The organism is Pseudomonas graminis (genome assembly GCF_013201545.1).
GTDB lineage: Bacteria > Pseudomonadota > Gammaproteobacteria > Pseudomonadales > Pseudomonadaceae > Aquipseudomonas.
On record NZ_CP053746.1, the window covers coordinates 1,610,504 to 1,630,372 of the forward strand.

Consider the following 19,869-nt stretch of genomic DNA (forward strand, 5'->3'; position numbering starts at 1 on the left):
CCCCCAGTGTATCGTTCGAGCTCAAAACCATTTCCAACCCTCTCGATATCGCGCGTCCCCGACGGCGTGAGCGTCACAGCGGTGAATGGATCGAACCGACATGACCCTGATCTCGCGCGGAGGCTGTATGAATACGTTGGGTGACCTGGCGTCCAGAAGAAACAACAACTTCAACCTGATCAGAATGCTGGCCGCTACGGCGGTACTGATCTCCCACAGTTACCCTCTTGCACTCGGCCGTGATGCGATCGAGCCGCTCTCGAAATGGATTGGCCTGTCACTGGGTGAACTCGCGGTAATCACATTCTTCTGCGTCTCCGGCTTTTTTATCTCCCTTAGTCGCGATCGCGCGGCCAGCACGACGGATTTTTTCATCGCTCGGTTTCTGCGCATCTATCCTGCGCTAACACTTGTGCTGCTGCTCAGCGTGTTTCTGATCGGACCCTTGTTTACGACACTGGGTCCGTCGGAATATTTCAGCTCAGGTGAAACGTACGGTTATCTAACCCATAACCTGACGCTCTTCAGCATGAAATTCCAGCTGCCTGGCGTTTTCGAGAACAACCCTTGGCCCGGCATCAACGGGTCGCTGTGGACACTCTTTTACGAGGTCACACTCTATGTACTGGTCGGCGGACTTGGCGCATTCGCGTTCAACAGTGAGGGACGCAAATTCGCGGGCTTTCTAATGTTCTACGCTGCGCTGTACGTCACCTTCAAAGCCTTGATGCTGAACACCACGCTGCTCGCAGATTTCCACCGTGCCGAGTTCTTCTTCACGTGGAGTTTGCCGTTTGTGCTGGGCATGTCGTTCTACCGATATCGCGACTATATCCCGCATCGATTTATTGGCTTCCTGCCTTTCGCCGCGTTAGCCGTCTGCACTTGGCGCACGCCGTATTTCTTTGAGTGCTTTGTGCTGGCCTGGGCGTATTTGATTTTCTACCTCGGGTTTGCCACTCGCCCCGTGACCGACCGTTACAACCAGCTGGGTGATTACTCGTACGGTGTTTATATCTATGCATTCCCGATTCAGGAAATCCTCGCCCATCTGTTCAAAGGCATTGGGCCTGTCAGCATGATGCTGCTCGCGTTCCCGCTTGTGCTAATGGCAGCCATATTGTCTTGGCACCTTATCGAGAAGCCGGCCATGGCGTGGCGCCATGGGCTTGCCGGGGTTTTTAGCAGTGGCCTGGACAGCTTGAAAACCCGTTGGATCAGAGCAGGGAAGGGTACCGCATGATGACCTGCGCACTGGGGAAGGATCTAAACGCATACGGCATTGGTTCTACAGGGAGTTTGCGATGAAAAGATTCCAGGTGCTGGACGGCTTCCGGGGCATCTGCGCGCTTAGCGTTGCGGTTTATCACATGCACATTCCACAGAGTTTCGGCGAATGGGCGTTCTTTAGAAATGCTCATTACATGGTTAGCTTTTTCTTCATCCTGAGCGGCTTTGTCATGGTTCACACCTATGGGCAGCGGCTGGCAACGACGGACCAGTTCAGGCAGTTTTTCATCACTCGCACCTTTCGACTGTACCCCTTGCACGTCTTTGTACTTCTGCTCGCCATTGCGCTGGAGGTTATGAAGCTGGGCGCGGAGCATGCCGGCATAGCGTTCAATCAGCCCAGCTTCACCGGACAGCGTGCGCCCGAGGAAATCATTCCCAACCTGCTGCTGTTGCAATCCTGGTGGCCGGGATTCAATCCGCAGTCCTTCAACTTTCCGGCGTGGAGTATCAGTGTCGAGTACTACCTCTACATGATCTTCGCGGGAATACTCGTGTGTACTCCGCGCTTTGCCATGCTGATATTTCTGGTTATTACTCTGACGGCTACGGCTTGCCTCTCCCTGGGACTTGTCTTCCTGATGGAGCCCGCCTTGCAAGGCCTGTCCTGTTTCTTCGCAGGCGTGATGACCTATCAGATCTATCAGCTCATCCATGACAAGAGCATTCCGCGCTGGCTGCACACAGCGTTGGAAGTGGTCGGGATCTGCCTGACAGTGAACTTGCTGGTGAGTAACGCCGATCACAAACAGATCATTCTGATGTTGAGCTTCTGCGCGCTGATGCTGATTTTCTCGTTTGAGGGAGGGGTCATTTCAACCCTGTTGAAGGCTGGCCCCTTTGAAAAACTGGGCACGCTCTCCTACTCGATCTACATGACCCATGCGATGGTGCTATTCGCCTTTACACTCGCCATGCTGCTGGTGGGGAAAATCACCGGCCACGCTATCGTCACCTACGCCGGCGCTTTGCCAGGTCCGATGCTTTCTTTCAACAACCCAGTGGCTGATAACTTCCTGCTGCTTGGCTTATTGATCATCATCGTGGGCATATCTGGGGTCAGCTACCGCTTCATCGAACAGCGAGGTATTGAATGGGGCAAACGCTTGAGCAGGCGAGGGAGGATCACGTCGGCGATCAATCCAATCAAAACCGTTAGCTGAATCCTCAAACAAAACAGCCCCAATCGATTCGCATCGTTGGGGCTGTTTCGTTAGCGGCTGAACCTTAGAAATCCAGGTTCGACACCGCCAGTGCGTTGGCTTCGATGAAGTCGCGGCGCGGTTCTACTGCATCACCCATCAAGGTGTTGAAGATCTGATCAGCGCCGATGGCGTCTTCGATCGTCACCTTGAGCATGCGTCGGACACTTGGGTCCATCGTGGTTTCCCACAATTGATCGGGGTTCATCTCACCGAGACCTTTGTAGCGCTGAATGGTATGGCGCTTGGTGCTCTCTGCCATCAACCAGGCCAGTGCTTCCTTGAACTCCGTCACAGCTTTCTTGCGTTCGCCACGTTGAACGTAAGCGCCTTCTTCCAGCAGCGTGCTGATCTGAGCACCGAGCGCAGTGACTGTCTTGTAGTCGTTGCTGCCGAAGAAATCGCGGTTGAACGTCACGTAGTTGGACAGCCCATGGGAGATCAGTTCAACCTCTGGCAGCCATACGTTACGCTCGCGGTCTTCACGCAAGCTGGCCTTGTAGACCAAGCCGGATTTCTCACCCACGCGCAGACGTTCATCAAACTTCGCCAGCCACTCTTGCATGGCGGCATGATCAGACAGCTGCTCCATTGGTACAGCTGGCAGGTAGACGAAGTGCTCGGTCAGCTCTTGCGGGTACAGACGGGAGAGACGCTTCAGGGTCTTCATGACCATGCGGAAGTCGTGAACCAGTTTCTCCAGCGCTGCACCAGAAATGCCAGGCGCCGATTCGTTCAGGTGCAGGCTTGCATCCTCAAGAGCCGACTGAGTCATGTACTCTTCCATGGCATCGTCGTCTTTGATGTACTGCTCTTGCTTGCCTTTCTTCACCTTGTACAGCGGCGGCTGGGCAATGTAGATGTAGCCACGCTCTACCAGTTCCGGCAGCTGACGGAAGAAGAATGTCAGCAACAGGGTACGGATGTGCGAACCGTCGACGTCAGCATCGGTCATGATGATGATGTTGTGGTAGCGCAGTTTTTCGATGTTGTACTCGTCACGGCCAATACCGCAGCCCAGTGCCGTGATCAACGTACCCACTTCCTGGGACGAGATCATCTTGTCGAAGCGAGCCTTTTCCACGTTCAGGATCTTGCCCTTGAGTGGCAGGATGGCCTGAGTCTTACGATTACGTCCCTGCTTGGCGGAACCGCCAGCAGAGTCACCTTCCACAAGATACAGCTCGGAAAGGGCAGGGTCCTTTTCCTGGCAGTCAGCCAGCTTGCCGGGCAGGCCTGCGATATCCAGCGCACCTTTGCGGCGAGTCATCTCACGCGCCTTACGCGCGGCTTCACGAGCACGTGCCGCATCGATCATCTTGCCGACAACGGCTTTCGCTTCGTTTGGGTTCTCGAGCAGGAAGTCAGAGAAGTACTTGCCCATTTCCTGCTCAACCGCGGTCTTCACTTCTGAAGACACCAGCTTGTCTTTCGTCTGCGAGCTGAACTTCGGATCAGGAACCTTGACGGAAATGATCGCTGTCAGGCCTTCACGCGCATCGTCACCGGTGGTGGCGACCTTGTGCTTCTTCGCCAGACCTTCCTGCTCAATGTAGTTGTTCAGGTTACGTGTCAGGGCAGAGCGGAAGCCGACGAGGTGGGTACCACCGTCGCGCTGCGGAATGTTGTTGGTGAAGCACAGCAGGTTTTCATTGAAGCTGTCATTCCACTGCAAGGCAATTTCAACACCGATTCCATCCTCACGCTGGATGTTGAAGTGGAAGACCTGATTCACAGGCGTCTTGTTGGTGTTCAAGTATTCAACGAACGCCCGCAGACCGCCTTCATATTTGAACAGCTCTTCCTTGCCGCTGCGCTCGTCTTTAAGAACGATACCCACACCGGAGTTGAGGAACGACAGCTCGCGAATACGCTTGGCGAGGATGTCCCAGCTGAAGTGAATATTTTTGAAGGTTTCGGAGGAGGGCTTGAAGTGGATCTCTGTACCCGTGGTGTCACTTTCACCAACGATCTGCATTGGCTCTTGTGGAACACCATGGACGTAAGTCTGTTCCCACACTTTACCGCTGCGGCGAACAGTGAGGTTCAAAACCTCGGAAAGTGCGTTGACGACCGAAACGCCCACACCGTGCAGACCGCCTGACACCTTGTAGGAGTTATCGTCAAACTTACCGCCAGCGTGCAACACAGTCATGATGACTTCGGCCGCTGAGACGCCTTCTTCTTTATGCACGTCAACCGGAATACCGCGACCGTTGTCACGAACAGTGATCGATTCGTCCGGGTGAATGATGATACTGATGTCGTCACAGTGACCGGCCAACGCCTCGTCGATCGAGTTGTCCACAACCTCAAACACCATATGGTGGAGGCCGCTGCCATCGTCTGTGTCGCCGATATACATACCAGGACGCTTGCGTACGGCATCGAGCCCTTTCAGCACTTTGATGCTGGTCGAGTCGTACGTTTGGTTTTCGCTCATGCCTTCACTCCCGGTGGTCGTGGGTCTGGGTGATATTGCCGTGTTCCACGTGGAACAAAGCAACTGGCGTTTCCATCAGCCAGCCTTCCCTCAACAATTCATGATCTACGCAGGTGATAAACACCTGGCAGCGTAATTCTTCCAGCAGGCGACATAGCGCACCGCGGTGATTCTCATCGAGTTCCGATGGAAGATCGTCGACGAGATAAATGCATTGGCCTCGACGGGCCGCACTGACTAAATGTCCTTGAGCAATACGAAGGGCACAGACCACAAGCTTCTGCTGCCCACGAGAAAGAATATCCGCCGCGTTGTGCCCGCCAAGTCGCAAGCGCAAGTCCGCGCGTTGCGGCCCTGCTTGCGTGTGACCCATTTGCTGGTCACGGTAGAGGGACGATGCCAAAACGTCACTCAGGTTTTTTTCCTTGTCCCATCCTCGATAGTAACTAAGCGTCAGCCCATCGATCTGAACAAGCTCACTCAGTGTCTGCTCGAACACAGGCTTCAGCGCTTTGATATAAGCGCGCCGAAACTCGTCAATCTCATCGCTCGCAAGACACAGTTCACGGTCCCATGCGGCCTGCGAAGCGGCGTCAAGTGTACCATGGCGAAGCCACGAGTTCCGCTGCCTGAGGGCCTTCTGAAGCCGCTGCCAGGTCGACATGAAACGAGGTTCCACGTGGAACACTCCCCAATCCAGAAACTGACGACGGATCTTCGGCGCACCCTCAAGGAGCCGAAAACTGTCGGGGTTAATTAGCTGGAGCGGTAACGTTTCGGCGAGTTGCGCGGCGCTCTTTGCGTTCTGCCCATCAATACGGATCTGGAAGTCTCCCTGACGCTCTCGGGAAACACCCAGGCTGCTATGACCACCTTCAGCAAGTTCAACCTGGCCGAAGACCGTGCACGCAGGTTGCTCGTATTGAATAACTGGCTGCAATCGCGCGCTACGAAAAGAGCGCGCCAAGCCAAGGAGATGGATAGCTTCCAGTACACTGGTTTTGCCGCTGCCGTTGGCGCCGTAGAGGATGTTGATGCGGGGTGATGGAGAGAAGGTCACCGGGTGCAGATTGCGCACTCCGGTGACCGAGACGCGGCTAAGAGACATCGATCAACTGCTGTTACAGGCGCATCGGCATAACGACATAGGCCGAGTCGTCGTTGCCTGACTCCTGCACCAAAGCGCTGCTGTTCGAATCCGAAAGAATCAGACGGACTTGCTCCGTGGTCATGACACCCAGTACGTCGAGCAGGTAGCTCACGTTAAATCCGATCTCAAGAGAGCTGCCGTTGTAGTCGACGCTGATTTCTTCCTCGGCTTCTTCCTGCTCCGGGTTGTTCGCTTGAATCTTCAACTGACCGTTGGCCAACTGAAGGCGGATACCTCGATATTTTTCGTTGGAGAGAATCGCCGTACGGCTGAACGCCTCGCGCAGTGCCTGACGATCACCGACGACTAGCTTGTCACCGCCCTTGGGCAGCACTCGCTCGTAGTCAGGGAATTTGCCGTCGACAAGCTTGGATGTGAACGTGAACTCACCTGTGGTCGCGCGAATGTGATGCTGACCCAGCACGATGCTGACCAGGCCGTCTTGCTCAGTCAGCAGTCGCGCCAGTTCCAGGATGCCCTTACGCGGCACGATCACCTGGTGACGGTCAGCCTGCTCGATCTCTGCAGCCATGGAACACATCGCAAGACGATGCCCATCAGTTGCGACCGCGCGGAGAATGCCCGACTGAACTTCAAGCAGCATGCCGTTGAGGTAGTAGCGAACGTCCTGCTGGGCCATGGCAAAGCTGGTGCGCTCGATCAAGCGGCGCAGCTTGCTTTGAATAAGGCTGAACGTAAGCGAACCCGGACCTTCTTCCACAGTGGGGAAGTCATTGGCAGGCAGGGTAGAAAGCGTAAAGCGGCTGCGACCCGCTTTGACAATCAGCTTTTGCTCGTCGAGCTTGATGTCAATCAGTGCGTCATTGGGAATGCTTTTGCAGATGTCCATCAGCTTGCGCGCGGGGACGGTGATTTCGCCCGGCTCAGCAGGCTCTTCCAACTGCACGCGGCCGACCAGCTCGACTTCGAGGTCCGTACCGGTCAAAGACAACTGCTGGCCCTCAACGACCAAAAGTACGTTCGAAAGAACCGGCAAGGTCTGACGGCGTTCGACAACGCCCGCGACCAGTTGCAGGGGTTTCAACAGGGCTTCGCGTTGAATGGTGAAATGCATGGTCTAGTCCCTTGCCTTGATAAGCTGCGTCAGCGTCACGTTGTCAATGTCCGCAGCAGGTTCTTGTAGTCCTCGCGGATGTCCGCATCGGATTCTTTCAATTCGTTGATCTTCCGGCACGCGTGCAACACCGTTGTGTGGTCACGGCCGCCAAACACATCGCCGATTTCCGGAAGACTGTGGTTGGTCAGTTCCTTGGACAATGCCATCGCCACTTGCCGCGGTCTTGCGACAGACCTCGAACGGCGCTTCGACAGCAAGTCGGAGATCTTGATCTTGTAGTACTCGGCAACGGTCCGCTGAATGTTATCCACACTCACCAGCTTGTCTTGCAACGCAAGCAAATCCTTCAACGATTCACGGATCAGTTCGATGGTGATGTCTCGGCCCATGAAGTGCGAGTGAGCGATGACACGCTTCAGCGCACCCTCAAGCTCACGCACGTTAGACCGGATGCGCTGAGCGATGAAGAACGCGGCGTCATGAGGGAGATCGACTTTCGCCTGATCTGCCTTCTTCATCAAAATCGCTACCCGCGTTTCCAGCTCCGGTGGCTCGACCGCGACTGTCAGGCCCCAGCCGAAACGTGACTTCAAGCGCTCTTCCAGGCCTTCGATCTCTTTAGGGTAGCGGTCACTCGTAAGAATAACCTGCTGCCCCCCCTCCAGAAGCGCGTTGAAGGTGTGGAAAAACTCTTCCTGGGAACGCTCTTTGCGGGCGAAAAATTGAATGTCATCGATCAGCAGTGCATCGACTGAGCGATAGAAGCGTTTGAACTCATTGATTGCATTGAGCTGAAGCGCCTTGACCATATCCGCCACAAAACGCTCGGAGTGCAAATACACAACCTTGGCATTCGGGTTCTTCTTGAGCAAGTGGTTACCCACGGCATGCATCAAGTGAGTCTTACCTAAACCCACGCCGCCATACAGAAAGAGCGGGTTGTAACCGTGTTTGGGATTGTCCGCTACCTGCCAGGCGGCCGCTCGAGCCAACTGGTTGGATTTACCTTCGACAAAATTTTCGAACGTAAAGGTCCTGTTCAGATAGCTAGTGTGCTTCAGCGCGCCCTCAACTTGAACACTACGCTGCTCGGCGCGAGCAGGAGCTTGCTGGGAACTGGCGCCTGCCATCGGATCGAAGCTCGCCCGGGAAGGTTCGTCTTCGACATTCAAGGAGGTCTGAATCATCGGAGCAGGCGTTGCGACGGACTGCGGTGCCGGTGAGGCCACCGGGGCATCGTTGTTGCTCGCGTTCTGAGCGGCCTGAGATGCGGCAGCAGCTGCAGCGAGCGGTGCGTTCGGGGCTGCACGTGGCGCTGAACTACGCTTGCTGCCTATTAATAAGGAAAGCGCGGGCGCGACTCCCTGACCGTGCTCGCCCAGCAGCTCGAGCAATCGGCTCAGGTACTTCTCATTCACCCAGTCCAGCACAAATCGGTTGGGCGCATACACGCGCAATTCGTCGCCTTCGGCTTCAACCTGTAACGGACGGATCCAGGTGTTGAATTGCTGGGCAGGCAGCTCATCGCGCAAGAGCTCAACGCATTGCTGCCAAAGTTCCACTGACACAAATATCCCCTAGGTTCCGAAGCCGGCGCGGCAAAAACAAGCCGCCATTGTAACCACCCGTAGCGGACTTATCCACATGAAGGTAGGGCGCCGACTCATGAAACCAAACAGAAAGTCCTAAACAGAACGACCAGCGGTGGATAGTTAAGGTCTGTGGATAACCTAGCCTCAGCTCGTTGCATAAACCCGGTCTGAAACCTGTGGATAAAGCAACTGTGGATAAATGCTCATTCTATCCACAGCTTGTAGCCAGCTGTCACACAACCGCAGCACCGTTTGTGGACAGACTTTCTTCGCTCTGTACACCACGTGATGCAGGGCTTGTAGAGCCTTATCCACAGAAATCCCCGCCTTAAGCTTTTATAAGCTTTACAAAGAAGCTTTAAATACCTTCCTTCTTTATTTCTATATCTACGTGCCAAGAATGCACCGCCCGATCTCTCGCTGTCGATGGAATGCACTCAGCAAGTAAGTGCAAGAAACATTGGTTGGAAATTGACCTGCGTGCCCGCTTTCTCTAGAATCCCCGGTCTCTTAAAACGGGGGCCATTCCGGCCCGTTGTGGACGAACCAGGTAACACGCCATGAAACGTACTTTCCAACCCAGCACTATCAAGCGCGCTCGCACCCACGGTTTCCGTGCTCGTATGGCCACCAAAAACGGTCGCGCAGTTCTGTCGCGTCGTCGCGCCAAAGGCCGTAAGCGTCTGGCAGTTTGATTAATCGGCACAGGTGGTGAGTCAGGACTTCAGTCGGGAAAAGCGTTTGCTGACACCCCGGCATTTCAAGGCAGTCTTTGACTCCCCTACCGGCAAGGTTCCGGGGAAAAATCTCCTGCTCCTTGTGCGCAACAACGACCTTGATCATCCCCGTCTCGGGCTGGTGATCGGCAAGAAGAGCGTGAAGCTCTCCGTCGAGCGCAACCGTTTGAAACGCCTGATGCGTGAGTCGTTTCGCCTTCACCAGGACAACCTGGTTGGATGGGATATCGTCGTCGTTGCACGCAAAGGCTTGGGTGACATTGAAAACCCCGAATTGATTCAGCATTTCGGCAAGCTCTGGAAACGTCTGGCGCGCAGCCGGCCCAATCCCGAACTTAAAACCGAAACTGCGGGGGTAGACAGTCCTGATGCGTAAACTGGCGCTCGTTCCGATCCAGTTTTACCGCTATGCCATCAGTCCTCTGATGGCCAGTCACTGTCGTTTCTACCCCAGTTGCTCCTGCTACGCGTACGAGGCCATTGAAAATTATGGTCTGGTGCGCGGTGGCTGGCTGACCTTACGTCGCTTAGGTCGGTGTCATCCGTGGAATCCCGGTGGTTATGACCCGGTTCCACCTGCTCCCACCTCCCGTTCCTCTTCGATGGCCGAGTAATCATGGATATTAAACGCACGATCCTGATCGTCGCCCTGGCAATCGTGACCTATGTCGGTGTCCTGAAATGGAACCAGGACTACGGTCAGGCTGCTTTGCCGACTCAGAATGTTGCTGCCAACACCAATACATCCGCTATTCCTGATGCTCCGCAAGGTTCAGCGACTGCCAATGCAGACGTTCCTAGCGCTACCGGCGAAGTGGCTGCGCCTGCGGAAATCCCGGTGGCTACCAGCAAAGATCTGATCCAGGTGAAGACAGACGTCCTTAATCTGGAGATTGATCCGGTAGGCGGCGACGTGGTGCAGCTTCGTTTGCCACTTTATCCACGCCGTCAGGATCATCCCGAGATTCCTTTCCAGCTGTTCGATAACGGCGGCGAACGGATCTTTCTCGCTCAGAGCGGTCTGACTGGTGCAAATGGCCCTGATGCCCGAGCCAATGGTCGCCCGGTCTACTCGGCCACGCAAAAAAGCTACCAGTTGACTGACGGTCAGAACGACTTGGTCGTCGACCTGAAATTCAGCGATGGCGGCGTGAACTACATCAAGCGTTTCACGTTCAAACGCGGTCTGTATGACCTGACCGTTTCTTACGTGATTGACAACCAGAGCGCGCAGCCTTGGAACGGTAACCTGTTCGCACAGCTGAAACGTGATTCGAGCGCTGACCCATCCTCGACGACTGCCACTGGCACGGCCACCTATCTGGGTGCTGCGATGTGGACACCTTCGGAACCTTACAAAAAGGTTTCCATGAAGGACATCGACAAAGGTTCGGTGAAGGACACCGTTCAGGGTGGTTGGGTTGCCTGGTTGCAGCATTACTTCGTGACCGCTTGGATTCCGAATAAAACTGATAGCAACACTGTCACCACCCGTAAGGACAGTGCCGGCAATTACATCATCGGTTTCACAGGCCCGGCATTGACGGTCGCACCTGGCGCGAAAGCCGAGACCACTACAACGCTTTACGCCGGTCCGAAGAGTCAGGCAGTCCTGAAGGAGTTGTCCCCAGGTCTTGAATTGACGGTGGATTACGGGATTCTGTGGTTCATTGCCCAGCCTATTTTCTGGCTGCTGCAACATATCCACAGCATCGTGGGTAACTGGGGCTGGTCGATCATCTTCCTGACCATGCTAATCAAGGGGCTTTTCTTCCCTCTGTCGGCGGCCAGTTACAAGTCGATGGCACGCATGCGTGCAGTCGCTCCGCGCTTGGCCGCGTTGAAAGAGCAGCATGGTGACGATCGTCAGAAGCTTTCTCAGTCGATGATGGAGCTGTACAAGAAAGAGAAGATTAACCCGTTGGGTGGATGCTTGCCGATCCTGGTGCAGATGCCGGTGTTCCTGTCGCTGTACTGGGTACTGCTTGAAAGCGTCGAAATGCGCCAGGCACCTTGGCTGCTGTGGATAACCGACCTGTCGATCAAGGACCCGTTCTTTATCCTGCCGATCATCATGGGCGCTACCATGTTTATCCAGCAGCGTTTGAATCCGACTCCGCCGGATCCGATGCAGGCCAAGGTCATGAAGCTGATGCCAATCATCTTCACGTTCTTCTTCCTATGGTTCCCGGCTGGTCTGGTGCTGTACTGGGTTGTGAACAACACCTTGTCCATCACTCAGCAGTGGTACATCACCCGCAGCATCGAAGCGAAAGCCAAGAAAGCTGAAGCCTGATCTACCCTGTTAACAAGTCATTCAAAACGCCCCCTCGTGGGGCGTTTTGCTATCCGTCGGTTGCCTAGGAGTCGGCCCATGAACGTTCTTTTTGAAACCATTGCGGCCATCGCGACGGCTCCCGGACGAGGAGGCGTCGGCATCGTCCGCATCTCTGGTCCCCAGGCCGGCAAGTGTGCAGAGGCGATTCTCGGCAAACTGCCACAACCTCGGTACGCGCATTACGGCACCTTCAAGGGAGAAAGCGGCGTAATCATCGACGAAGGTATCGGACTCTATTTTTCTGGCCCCCACTCATTCACCGGGGAAGACGTCCTCGAACTTCAAGGGCATGGCGGGCCGGTGGTTCTGGACATGTTGCTGCAACGCTGTGTGCAGTTGGGGTGCCGTCTGGCACGGCCCGGGGAATTCAGTGAACGCGCATTTCTCAACGACAAGCTCGACCTCGCCCAAGCCGAGGCCATCGCTGACCTTATCGAAGCGAGTTCTGCACAGGCCGCACGCAATGCGTTGAGGTCGCTGCAGGGTGCATTTTCTCAGCGAGTACATGAGCTCACGGAGAAACTGATCAGCCTGCGCATTTATGTCGAAGCAGCGATCGATTTTCCGGAGGAAGAGATCGACTTTCTCGCGGACGGCCATGTGCTTGCCATGCTGGACGACGTTCGCAGTCAGTTATCCACAGTGCTCCACGAAGCCAACCAGGGCGCACTGCTTAGGGATGGCATGAACGTGGTGATTGCAGGCAGACCCAACGCCGGCAAATCCAGTCTGCTGAATGCACTCGCCGGCAAAGAGGCGGCAATTGTGACTGAGATTGCCGGCACAACCCGTGATGTCCTGCGCGAACATATCCACATTGATGGCATGCCTCTCCACGTCGTGGACACTGCCGGTCTGCGCGACACCGACGATCATGTGGAAAAAATAGGTGTGCAACGCGCGCTTCAGGCCATAGGTCAGGCGGACCGAATTCTGCTGGTGGTGGATGCGACAGCGCCGGAGGCGCGCGATCCTTTCGCTTTATGGCCCGAGTTCCTGGATCAAAGACCTGACCCCGCCCACGTCACCTTGATTCGTAACAAGGTGGACCTGAGTAATGAACCGGTGGAGCTGGTGACCAGCATCGATGGCCACGTGACCATCAGCCTGAGCGCCAAGTCAGGAGGTAAGGGCGTGGAGCTTCTCAGAGAGCATCTGAAGGCGTGCATGGGATATCAGCAAACAGCTGAAGGAAGCTTCAGTGCGCGACGGCGACACCTTGAAGCGCTGCACAAGGCAAGCGCTTCTCTCGAGCATGGACGCTCGCAGCTGACCCTGGCGGGCGCCGGCGAGCTGCTTGCCGAAGACCTGCGCCAAGCACAGCAGTCCCTGGGCGAAATTACGGGCGCATTCAGCTCGGACGATTTGCTGGGACGAATTTTCTCCAGCTTTTGCATCGGCAAATAACACCGCGATCCATCCCCTGGCAGGTCAATCTCTCCGGATCTGCCCCATCTCGATTCAGGTTTTCTGACTTTTGCAGACTTCCGGTCAATGCCTGGGGGCATAGATGCGCCTCGAATTTGACCGTTTAGCACCTGAATTCTCAAATAAGCCCTGTGCATAACCATGGCTAAGCTCGGTAGATAAACAGGTCCCTCACCTGAGGATAATGCCACCTGTGGACAAGTGGTCATTTAATCCACAGGCTTAGACAGGTTATCCAAGTAGCTCTTGGGCACATGGACACAGGCTTTTGATTCTCTGTACATCACGTATTTAAAGGATTTGAGCATTCTATCCACAGAGATGGGCCTCAGTAGAAATAAACATAAAAACAAAGATCTTATAAATTTCCTTCTTTTTAATTTCTATAACCGCCATTCATCCACAGCTGGTTAGATTTTGCGCAACGGGTTTCTTAAGGGGGGGTAAGTCCCTATACTTGCCGCCATTCCTATTCCCCCCAAACAACAGGCACGAGGTGCGTGGTGGATTTCCCTTCCCGTTTTCAAGTGATCGTCATCGGCGGCGGTCATGCCGGTACCGAGGCAGCACTGGCGTCCGCACGTATGGGGGCTACCACCCTGCTGCTTACGCATAACGTGGAAACCCTCGGCCAGATGAGTTGCAACCCGGCCATTGGTGGCATCGGTAAAAGTCATTTGGTCAAAGAGATCGATGCACTCGGCGGTGCGATGGCAACGGCCACGGACAAAAGTGGCATCCAGTTTCGCGTGCTTAACAGCCGCAAAGGCCCCGCTGTCCGGGCTACACGTGCCCAGGCGGATCGCGTGCTCTACAAGGCCGCAGTCAGAGAAATCATCGAAAACCAGCCCAACCTCTGGGTATTCCAACAGGCATGCGACGACCTGATCGTCGAGCAGGATCAGGTGCGCGGCGTCGTTACCCAGATGGGACTGCGTTTTCTCGCTGATTCCGTGGTTCTGACAACCGGGACCTTCCTGGGCGGACTTATCCACATCGGTCTGCAGAACTATTCGGGCGGTCGCGCCGGTGATCCGCCGTCGATCGCGCTTGCACGCAGGCTCCGTGAGCTTCCGTTGAGAGTGGGCCGCCTGAAAACGGGTACACCTCCGCGCATTGACGGCCGATCTGTGGATTTCTCGGTGATGACCGAACAACCGGGTGATACGCCGATCCCGGTGATGTCGTTCATGGGTTCAAAGGCTCAACACCCGAGCCAGGTCAGTTGCTGGATTACCCACACCAATGCCCAGACCCACGAAATCATCGCGGCCAATCTTGATCGTTCGCCGATGTATTCCGCTGCCGGTGAGATAGAGGGGGTAGGTCCACGCTATTGCCCGTCGATTGAAGACAAGATCCATCGGTTTGCCGACAAGGAAAGCCATCAGGTGTTTATCGAGCCGGAAGGTTTGACGACCCATGAGCTTTATCCCAACGGCATATCGACCTCGCTGCCGTTCGACGTACAGCTGCAGATCGTGCGGTCCATTCGCGGAATGGAAAACGCCCACATCGTCAGGCCTGGCTATGCCATCGAGTACGACTACTTCGATCCGCGCGACCTGAAGTACAGCCTCGAAACCAAGGTTATCGGTGGGTTGTTTTTCGCAGGACAGATCAACGGCACAACCGGTTACGAAGAGGCCGGTGCCCAAGGTTTACTCGCTGGCGCCAACGCAGCGCTTCGGGCTCAAGGTAAGGACAGCTGGTGTCCGCGTCGCGATGAGGCTTACATCGGCGTGCTAGTGGATGACCTCATTACGTTGGGTACTCAGGAGCCATACCGGATGTTCACCTCGCGTGCCGAGTACCGCTTGATTTTGCGGGAAGACAACGCGGACTTGCGTTTGACGGAACAAGGTCGGGCGCTCGGGTTGGTCGACGATGCCCGCTGGGCGGCGTTCTGTGCCAAGCGTGAAGGCATCGAGCTGGAAGAGCAGCGCCTGAAATCAACCTGGATTCGTCCGGGTACCGAGCAGGGCGATGCAGTCTCGGCGCATTTCGGCACTCCGTTGACCCACGAATACAATTTGCTGAACCTGCTGAGCCGTCCCGAAGTGGACTATGCCAGCCTGGTTGAGCTGACCGGCAACGGCTCGCCTGACCCGCAGGTCGCTGAACAAGTTGAAATCAAGACCAAGTACGCCGGTTACATCGATCGTCAGCAAGACGAGATCACTCGTCTGCGTGCCAGCGAAAACACACGGCTCCCTGTGGATATCGATTACACCGGGATTTCCGGCCTTTCCAAGGAAATCCAGAGCAAGCTGGGGATAACTCGTCCTGAAACCCTTGGGCAGGCCTCGCGGATTCCCGGCGTCACGCCAGCGGCGATTTCTCTGTTGATGATTCATCTGAAAAAACGCGGCGCGGGCCGTCAGTTGGAGCAAAGCGCTTGAGTTCGATGGTTACCCCGCAGCATGCAGAAGAACTGACCCTTGGCGCTCGAGAGCTTGGTGTCGAGTTGAACGAAAGCCAACACCGCCAGTTGCTGGCGTACCTGGCTTTGCTCATCAAGTGGAACAAGGCCTACAACCTGACCGCCGTTCGTGATCCAGATGAAATGGTCTCTCGCCATCTGCTGGACAGCTTGAGCGTGGTGCGTTTCATCGAAGGTGAGCGTCAGCTGGATGTCGGCAGTGGCGGCGGGATGCCGGGTATCCCGCTCGCCATCCTGTTTCCGGACATGAAAGTGACGGTGCTGGACAGTAACGGCAAGAAAACCCGGTTTCTGACGCAGGTCAAACTCGAGCTTGCGCTCGCCAACCTCGAAGTTATCCACAGTCGTGCCGAAGCGTTCCAGCCCGCGCTGCCGTTCAACGGCATCATCTCCCGCGCCTTCAGCAGTCTGGAAGACTTTACCCAGTGGACTCGGCACATGGGCGACGGCCAAACGCGCTGGTTGGCAATGAAGGGTCTGCATCCAGTGGATGAACTGGTAGCATTGCCCGCAGATTTTCATCTGGAAAGCGCGCAAGCCTTGGCCGTACCCGGTTGCCAAGGTCAACGGCATCTGCTGATACTGCGCCGCACGGCATGACAGGGAACACACGCAAGAATGGCTAAGGTATTCGCGATAGCGAACCAAAAAGGGGGTGTGGGTAAAACCACAACCTGTATCAACCTCGCGGCTTCGCTGGTGGCTACCAAGCGTCGGGTGCTGTTGATCGATCTCGATCCGCAAGGCAATGCCACCATGGGCAGTGGTGTGGATAAGCATGCGCTTGAGCACTCGGTCTACGATTTGCTGATCGGCGAGTGCGACCTGAATCAGGCCATGCACTTTTCCGAACACGGCGGCTATCAGCTGCTGCCGGCAAACCGTGATCTGACGGCTGCCGAGGTGGTCCTGCTTGAAATGCAGATGAAGGAATCGCGTCTGCGCGCAGCACTGGCGCCCATCCGCGAAAATTACGATTACATCCTCATCGATTGCCCTCCATCGCTTTCAATGTTGACGCTCAACGCGCTGGTCGCGGCCGACGGCGTGATTATCCCCATGCAGTGTGAGTACTTTGCGCTCGAAGGTCTGAGTGACCTTGTGGATAACATCAAGCGCATCGGTGAATTGCTCAATCCCCAACTCAAGATCGAGGGTTTGCTGCGGACCATGTATGACCCGCGGCTTAGCCTGATCAACGATGTTTCGGCGCAGCTCAAAGAGCATTTCGGCGAGCAGCTGTACGACACCGTGATTCCGCGCAATATTCGTCTGGCCGAGGCGCCCAGCTTCGGCATGCCGGCTTTGGCGTACGACAAGACTTCTCGCGGCGCGCTGGCTTACCTGGCGCTTGCGGGCGAGATGGTTCGTCGCCAACGTCGCGGCAGTCGCACTGCGGCTCAGCCCACTTAAGGAAATTCCATGGCCGTCAAGAAACGTGGACTCGGACGTGGGCTGGACGCACTGCTGAGCAGCCCCACCGTCACCGCACTGGAAGAACAGGCGGTGAAGGCCACTGAGCGCGAGCTTCAACACATCCCACTGGACCTGATTCAGCGAGGCAAGTACCAGCCGCGTCGTGATATGGATCCCCAGGCGCTGGAAGAACTGGCGAACTCGATCAAGGCGCAAGGGGTCATGCAGCCGATCGTGGTCCGCCCGATCGCCGACAACCGCTTTGAGATCATCGCGGGCGAGCGCCGCTGGCGCGCCAGCCAGCAGGCAGGGATTGAGACGATCCCTGCCATGGTGCGTGACGTGCCGGATGAAGCGGCGATCGCGATGGCGCTGATTGAGAACATCCAGCGCGAAGACCTGAATCCGATCGAGGAAGCGATTGCCCTGCAGCGTCTGCAGCAGGAATTTCAGCTGACCCAGCAGCAAGTGGCGGAAGCGGTAGGCAAGTCGCGAGTCAGCGTCGCCAATTTGCTGCGACTGATCGCATTGCCGGAAGTGATCAAGACCATGCTCTCCCATGGTGATCTTGAGATGGGCCATGCCCGGGCCCTACTGGGGCTGCCTGAAGATCAGCAGGTTGAAGGGGCGCGACATGTTGTCGCACGCGGTCTGACCGTGCGCCAGACAGAAGCACTGGTTCGCCAGTGGCTGAGCGGCAAACAGGAGGCTGCCGAACCGGTGAAGGCTGATCCTGACATCACACGTCTCGAGCAGCGCCTAGCCGAGCGGCTGGGCTCCGCGGTGCAAATCCGGCATGGACAGAAGGGCAAAGGTCAGTTGGTTATTCGTTATAACTCGTTGGACGAGCTACAGGGTGTGCTCGCTCACATTCGCTGAAACAAATCATGCGTAGCGCGTAGTCGGAAATCACTACCTGGCAGTTGAATAGGGGCTGAACCGCCCCTATACTCTGCGCGCATTTTGTCGGCACAATTTATGCCAAGTTATTGATTTTGGCGGCCGGCTTACGAGGAGCCCATGTGATGGAGACACGCACGCCAAACCGCTTGCCGTTCCATCGCCTGGCTGTTTTCCCGATCTTGCTGGCTCAGTTGATTGTCCTCCTGGGGGCAGCGCTGGCGCTTTGGCAGTGGCACGGCGTCGTAGCCGGGTATTCGGGACTTTGCGGTGGCCTGATAGCCTGGCTGCCGAATGTGTATTTTGCTCATAAGGCATTCCGGTACTCCGGGGCCAGGGCAGCGCAGGCCATCGTTCGGTCGTTCTACGCCGGCGAGGCAGGCAAGTTGATTTTTACGGCAGTGCTCTTTGCACTGACGTTTGCAGGAGTAAAGCCGCTGGCTCCGCTGGCGGTTTTTGGCGTTTTCATACTGACCCAACTGGTCAGTTGGTTTGCGCCCCTGCTATTGAGAACAAGACTTTCGAGACCTTAGGGCGTTTGAGGCAACCATGGCAGAGCAAACAGCTTCGGGCTATATCCAGCACCACTTGCAGAACTTGACCTTCGGTCATTTGCCAGACGGCAGTTGGGGCTTCGCGCATTCCGCAGCGGAAGCAAAAGAAATGGGCTTTTGGGCTTTCCACGTCGACACCCTCGGCTGGTCGGTCGCATTGGGTCTGATTTTTGTCCTCATCTTCCGCATGGCCGCAAAAAAGGCGACTTCCGGTCAGCCGGGCGCCCTGCAGAACTTCGTTGAAGTGCTCGTCGAGTTCGTCGACGGCAGCGTCCGGGACAGCTTCCATGGCCGTAGCGCCGTGATCGCTCCTCTGGCGTTGACCATCTTCGCCTGGGTGTTCCTCATGAACGCGGTCGACTTGATTCCTGTCGACTGGATCCCGCAGCTGGCGATCATGATCACCGGTGATCACCACATTCCTTTCCGCGCCGTATCGACCACCGATCCGAACGCGACGCTGGGCATGGCACTGTCCGTATTCGCGCTGATCATTTTCTACAGCATCAAGATTAAGGGTATCGGCGGCTTCATCGGCGAATTGACCCTGCACCCGTTCGGCAGCAAGAACATTTTCGTTCAAGCGCTGTTGATTCCGGTGAACTTCCTGCTTGAATTCGTGACTCTGGTGGCCAAGCCCATCTCCCTGGCACTGCGACTGTTCGGCAACATGTACGCGGGTGAACTGGTGTTCATTCTGATCGCGGTCATGTTCGGGAGCGGCCTGCTGTGGCTTAGCGGTCTGGGCGTGGTCCTGCAATGGGCGTGGGCTGTGTTCCACATCCTGATCATCACCCTGCAAGCGTTCATCTTCATGATGCTGACCATCGTCTACCTGTCGATGGCTCACGAAGATAACCATTGAGACCCGCCTGGCGAGTCTGATGATCCCCTCGCTTCGGTGAGGGGATGCCCGCGAGGGCTTGATGTAAGAAACGATTTTGCTTTACCGCTTTAATCTAAGAAAACCTAACCAATACGACGTAAAAGTCGGGAGGAAAGATGGAAACTGTAGTTGGTCTAACTGCTATCGCTGTTGCACTGCTGATCGGCCTGGGCGCACTGGGTACTGCAATCGGTTTCGGCTTGCTGGGCGGTAAATTTCTGGAAGGCGCTGCGCGTCAACCGGAAATGGTTCCAATGCTGCAAGTTAAAATGTTCATCGTGGCTGGTCTGCTCGACGCCGTGACCATGATCGGTGTTGGTATCGCTCTGTTCTTCACTTTTGCGAACCCCTTCGTTGGTCAACTCGCTGGCTGATCACTCGAATTTTCGAGTTGATTGGTGTGATGGACAAC

The 19,869-nt window shown here is 55.9% G+C and carries 18 protein-coding genes; 14 read left to right on the forward strand and 4 right to left on the reverse strand.

Translation table 11 applies throughout. The features are described from left to right. The first annotated feature begins 100 nt into the window (after positions 1-100). Both FX982_RS07390 and FX982_RS07395 read left to right on the forward strand, forming a co-directional pair. Positions 101-1,243 carry an acyltransferase family protein gene (locus FX982_RS07390; RefSeq protein ID WP_172610180.1) on the forward strand — a complete coding sequence of 381 codons (1,143 nt, stop codon included), beginning with the start codon at positions 101-103 and terminating at the stop codon, positions 1,241-1,243. A 61-nt stretch (positions 1,244-1,304) separates the two neighbouring features. Next, the gene (locus FX982_RS07395) at positions 1,305-2,453 is read left to right on the forward strand and encodes an acyltransferase family protein (protein ID WP_172610181.1); all 1,149 of its coding nucleotides are present in this window, start codon (positions 1,305-1,307) and stop codon (positions 2,451-2,453) included. Positions 2,454-2,517: 64 nt separating this feature from the next. On the opposite strand, the gene gyrB is transcribed toward FX982_RS07395, so the two are convergent. From gyrB to dnaA, 4 genes are read right to left on the reverse strand one after another with little or no spacing between them, the layout of a single operon-like run. Beyond that, positions 2,518-4,935: a DNA topoisomerase (ATP-hydrolyzing) subunit B gene (gene gyrB / locus FX982_RS07400; protein WP_065988041.1), complete on the reverse strand. Its 2,418-nt coding sequence runs from the start codon at positions 4,933-4,935 to the stop codon at positions 2,518-2,520. A 4-nt stretch (positions 4,936-4,939) separates the two neighbouring features. After that, positions 4,940-6,043 (reverse strand): DNA replication/repair protein RecF, encoded by a 1,104-nt coding sequence (gene recF / locus FX982_RS07405; RefSeq protein ID WP_172610182.1) that lies wholly within the window; start codon positions 6,041-6,043, stop codon positions 4,940-4,942. Positions 6,044-6,056: 13 nt separating this feature from the next. Next, positions 6,057-7,160, reverse strand: coding sequence for a DNA polymerase III subunit beta (dnaN, locus tag FX982_RS07410; protein ID WP_122534264.1), 1,104 nt, complete (start codon positions 7,158-7,160; stop codon positions 6,057-6,059). A gap of 35 nt (positions 7,161-7,195) precedes the next feature. Then, positions 7,196-8,731, reverse strand: a complete 1,536-nt coding sequence (gene dnaA / locus FX982_RS07415) for a chromosomal replication initiator protein DnaA (protein ID WP_172610183.1) — start codon at positions 8,729-8,731, stop codon at positions 7,196-7,198. Positions 8,732-9,315: 584 nt separating this feature from the next. Here dnaA and rpmH point away from each other — a divergent pair. The 12 genes from rpmH (at position 9,316) to atpE (ending at position 19,831) form a co-directional block, all read left to right on the forward strand. Beyond that, positions 9,316-9,450 (forward strand): 50S ribosomal protein L34, encoded by a 135-nt coding sequence (gene rpmH, locus FX982_RS07420; protein ID WP_002551315.1) that lies wholly within the window; start codon positions 9,316-9,318, stop codon positions 9,448-9,450. A 16-nt stretch (positions 9,451-9,466) separates the two neighbouring features. Next, on the forward strand, positions 9,467-9,868 hold the full coding sequence (gene rnpA / locus FX982_RS07425) for a ribonuclease P protein component (RefSeq protein WP_074886129.1): 402 nt from the start codon (positions 9,467-9,469) through the stop codon (positions 9,866-9,868). Beyond that, positions 9,861-10,106, forward strand: coding sequence for a membrane protein insertion efficiency factor YidD (gene yidD, locus FX982_RS07430; RefSeq protein ID WP_074886126.1), 246 nt, complete (start codon positions 9,861-9,863; stop codon positions 10,104-10,106). The genes rnpA and yidD overlap by 8 nt, the downstream gene beginning before the upstream one ends. A 2-nt stretch (positions 10,107-10,108) precedes the next feature. Next, positions 10,109-11,788: a membrane protein insertase YidC gene (gene yidC, locus FX982_RS07435; RefSeq protein WP_172610184.1), complete on the forward strand. Its 1,680-nt coding sequence runs from the start codon at positions 10,109-10,111 to the stop codon at positions 11,786-11,788. A gap of 78 nt (positions 11,789-11,866) precedes the next feature. Then, complete coding sequence (mnmE, locus tag FX982_RS07440; protein ID WP_172610185.1) at positions 11,867-13,237, forward strand: tRNA uridine-5-carboxymethylaminomethyl(34) synthesis GTPase MnmE; 1,371 nt, start codon at positions 11,867-11,869, stop codon at positions 13,235-13,237. 524 nt (positions 13,238-13,761) lie between these two features. Next, positions 13,762-15,660 carry a tRNA uridine-5-carboxymethylaminomethyl(34) synthesis enzyme MnmG gene (mnmG, locus tag FX982_RS07445; RefSeq protein ID WP_172610186.1) on the forward strand — a complete coding sequence of 633 codons (1,899 nt, stop codon included), beginning with the start codon at positions 13,762-13,764 and terminating at the stop codon, positions 15,658-15,660. A 5-nt stretch (positions 15,661-15,665) separates the two neighbouring features. Beyond that, positions 15,666-16,301 carry a 16S rRNA (guanine(527)-N(7))-methyltransferase RsmG gene (gene rsmG, locus FX982_RS07450; RefSeq protein ID WP_172613001.1) on the forward strand — a complete coding sequence of 212 codons (636 nt, stop codon included), beginning with the start codon at positions 15,666-15,668 and terminating at the stop codon, positions 16,299-16,301. 18 nt (positions 16,302-16,319) lie between these two features. Then, on the forward strand, positions 16,320-17,114 hold the full coding sequence (locus tag FX982_RS07455; protein ID WP_122534259.1) for a ParA family protein: 795 nt from the start codon (positions 16,320-16,322) through the stop codon (positions 17,112-17,114). Between the two features lie 9 nt (positions 17,115-17,123). Beyond that, the gene (locus tag FX982_RS07460; RefSeq protein WP_122534258.1) at positions 17,124-17,996 is read left to right on the forward strand and encodes a ParB/RepB/Spo0J family partition protein; all 873 of its coding nucleotides are present in this window, start codon (positions 17,124-17,126) and stop codon (positions 17,994-17,996) included. A 146-nt stretch (positions 17,997-18,142) separates the two neighbouring features. Continuing rightward, the gene (locus FX982_RS07465) at positions 18,143-18,550 is read left to right on the forward strand and encodes a F0F1 ATP synthase subunit I (RefSeq protein ID WP_172610187.1); all 408 of its coding nucleotides are present in this window, start codon (positions 18,143-18,145) and stop codon (positions 18,548-18,550) included. A 16-nt stretch (positions 18,551-18,566) separates the two neighbouring features. Further along, positions 18,567-19,436, forward strand: coding sequence for a F0F1 ATP synthase subunit A (atpB, locus tag FX982_RS07470; RefSeq protein WP_074886103.1), 870 nt, complete (start codon positions 18,567-18,569; stop codon positions 19,434-19,436). Between the two features lie 137 nt (positions 19,437-19,573). Continuing rightward, positions 19,574-19,831 carry a F0F1 ATP synthase subunit C gene (gene atpE / locus FX982_RS07475; RefSeq protein WP_002555987.1) on the forward strand — a complete coding sequence of 86 codons (258 nt, stop codon included), beginning with the start codon at positions 19,574-19,576 and terminating at the stop codon, positions 19,829-19,831. Positions 19,832-19,869 lie beyond the last annotated feature (38 nt).

Coding starts and splice junctions, on each gene's coding strand:
- rpmH (WP_002551315.1), top strand. CDS start 9,316: ATGAAACGTACTTTCCAACCCAGCACTATCAAGCGCGCTCGCACCCAC.
- recF (WP_172610182.1), bottom strand. CDS start 6,043: ATGTCTCTTAGCCGCGTCTCGGTCACCGGAGTGCGCAATCTGCACCCG.
- FX982_RS07460 (WP_122534258.1), top strand. CDS start 17,124: ATGGCCGTCAAGAAACGTGGACTCGGACGTGGGCTGGACGCACTGCTG.
- mnmE (WP_172610185.1), top strand. CDS start 11,867: ATGAACGTTCTTTTTGAAACCATTGCGGCCATCGCGACGGCTCCCGGA.
- yidD (WP_074886126.1), top strand. CDS start 9,861: ATGCGTAAACTGGCGCTCGTTCCGATCCAGTTTTACCGCTATGCCATC.
- FX982_RS07465 (WP_172610187.1), top strand. CDS start 18,143: ATGGAGACACGCACGCCAAACCGCTTGCCGTTCCATCGCCTGGCTGTT.
- atpB (WP_074886103.1), top strand. CDS start 18,567: ATGGCAGAGCAAACAGCTTCGGGCTATATCCAGCACCACTTGCAGAAC.
- yidC (WP_172610184.1), top strand. CDS start 10,109: ATGGATATTAAACGCACGATCCTGATCGTCGCCCTGGCAATCGTGACC.
- dnaN (WP_122534264.1), bottom strand. CDS start 7,160: ATGCATTTCACCATTCAACGCGAAGCCCTGTTGAAACCCCTGCAACTG.
- FX982_RS07395 (WP_172610181.1), top strand. CDS start 1,305: ATGAAAAGATTCCAGGTGCTGGACGGCTTCCGGGGCATCTGCGCGCTT.
- gyrB (WP_065988041.1), bottom strand. CDS start 4,935: ATGAGCGAAAACCAAACGTACGACTCGACCAGCATCAAAGTGCTGAAA.
- FX982_RS07390 (WP_172610180.1), top strand. CDS start 101: ATGACCCTGATCTCGCGCGGAGGCTGTATGAATACGTTGGGTGACCTG.
- atpE (WP_002555987.1), top strand. CDS start 19,574: ATGGAAACTGTAGTTGGTCTAACTGCTATCGCTGTTGCACTGCTGATC.
- FX982_RS07455 (WP_122534259.1), top strand. CDS start 16,320: ATGGCTAAGGTATTCGCGATAGCGAACCAAAAAGGGGGTGTGGGTAAA.
- rsmG (WP_172613001.1), top strand. CDS start 15,666: ATGGTTACCCCGCAGCATGCAGAAGAACTGACCCTTGGCGCTCGAGAG.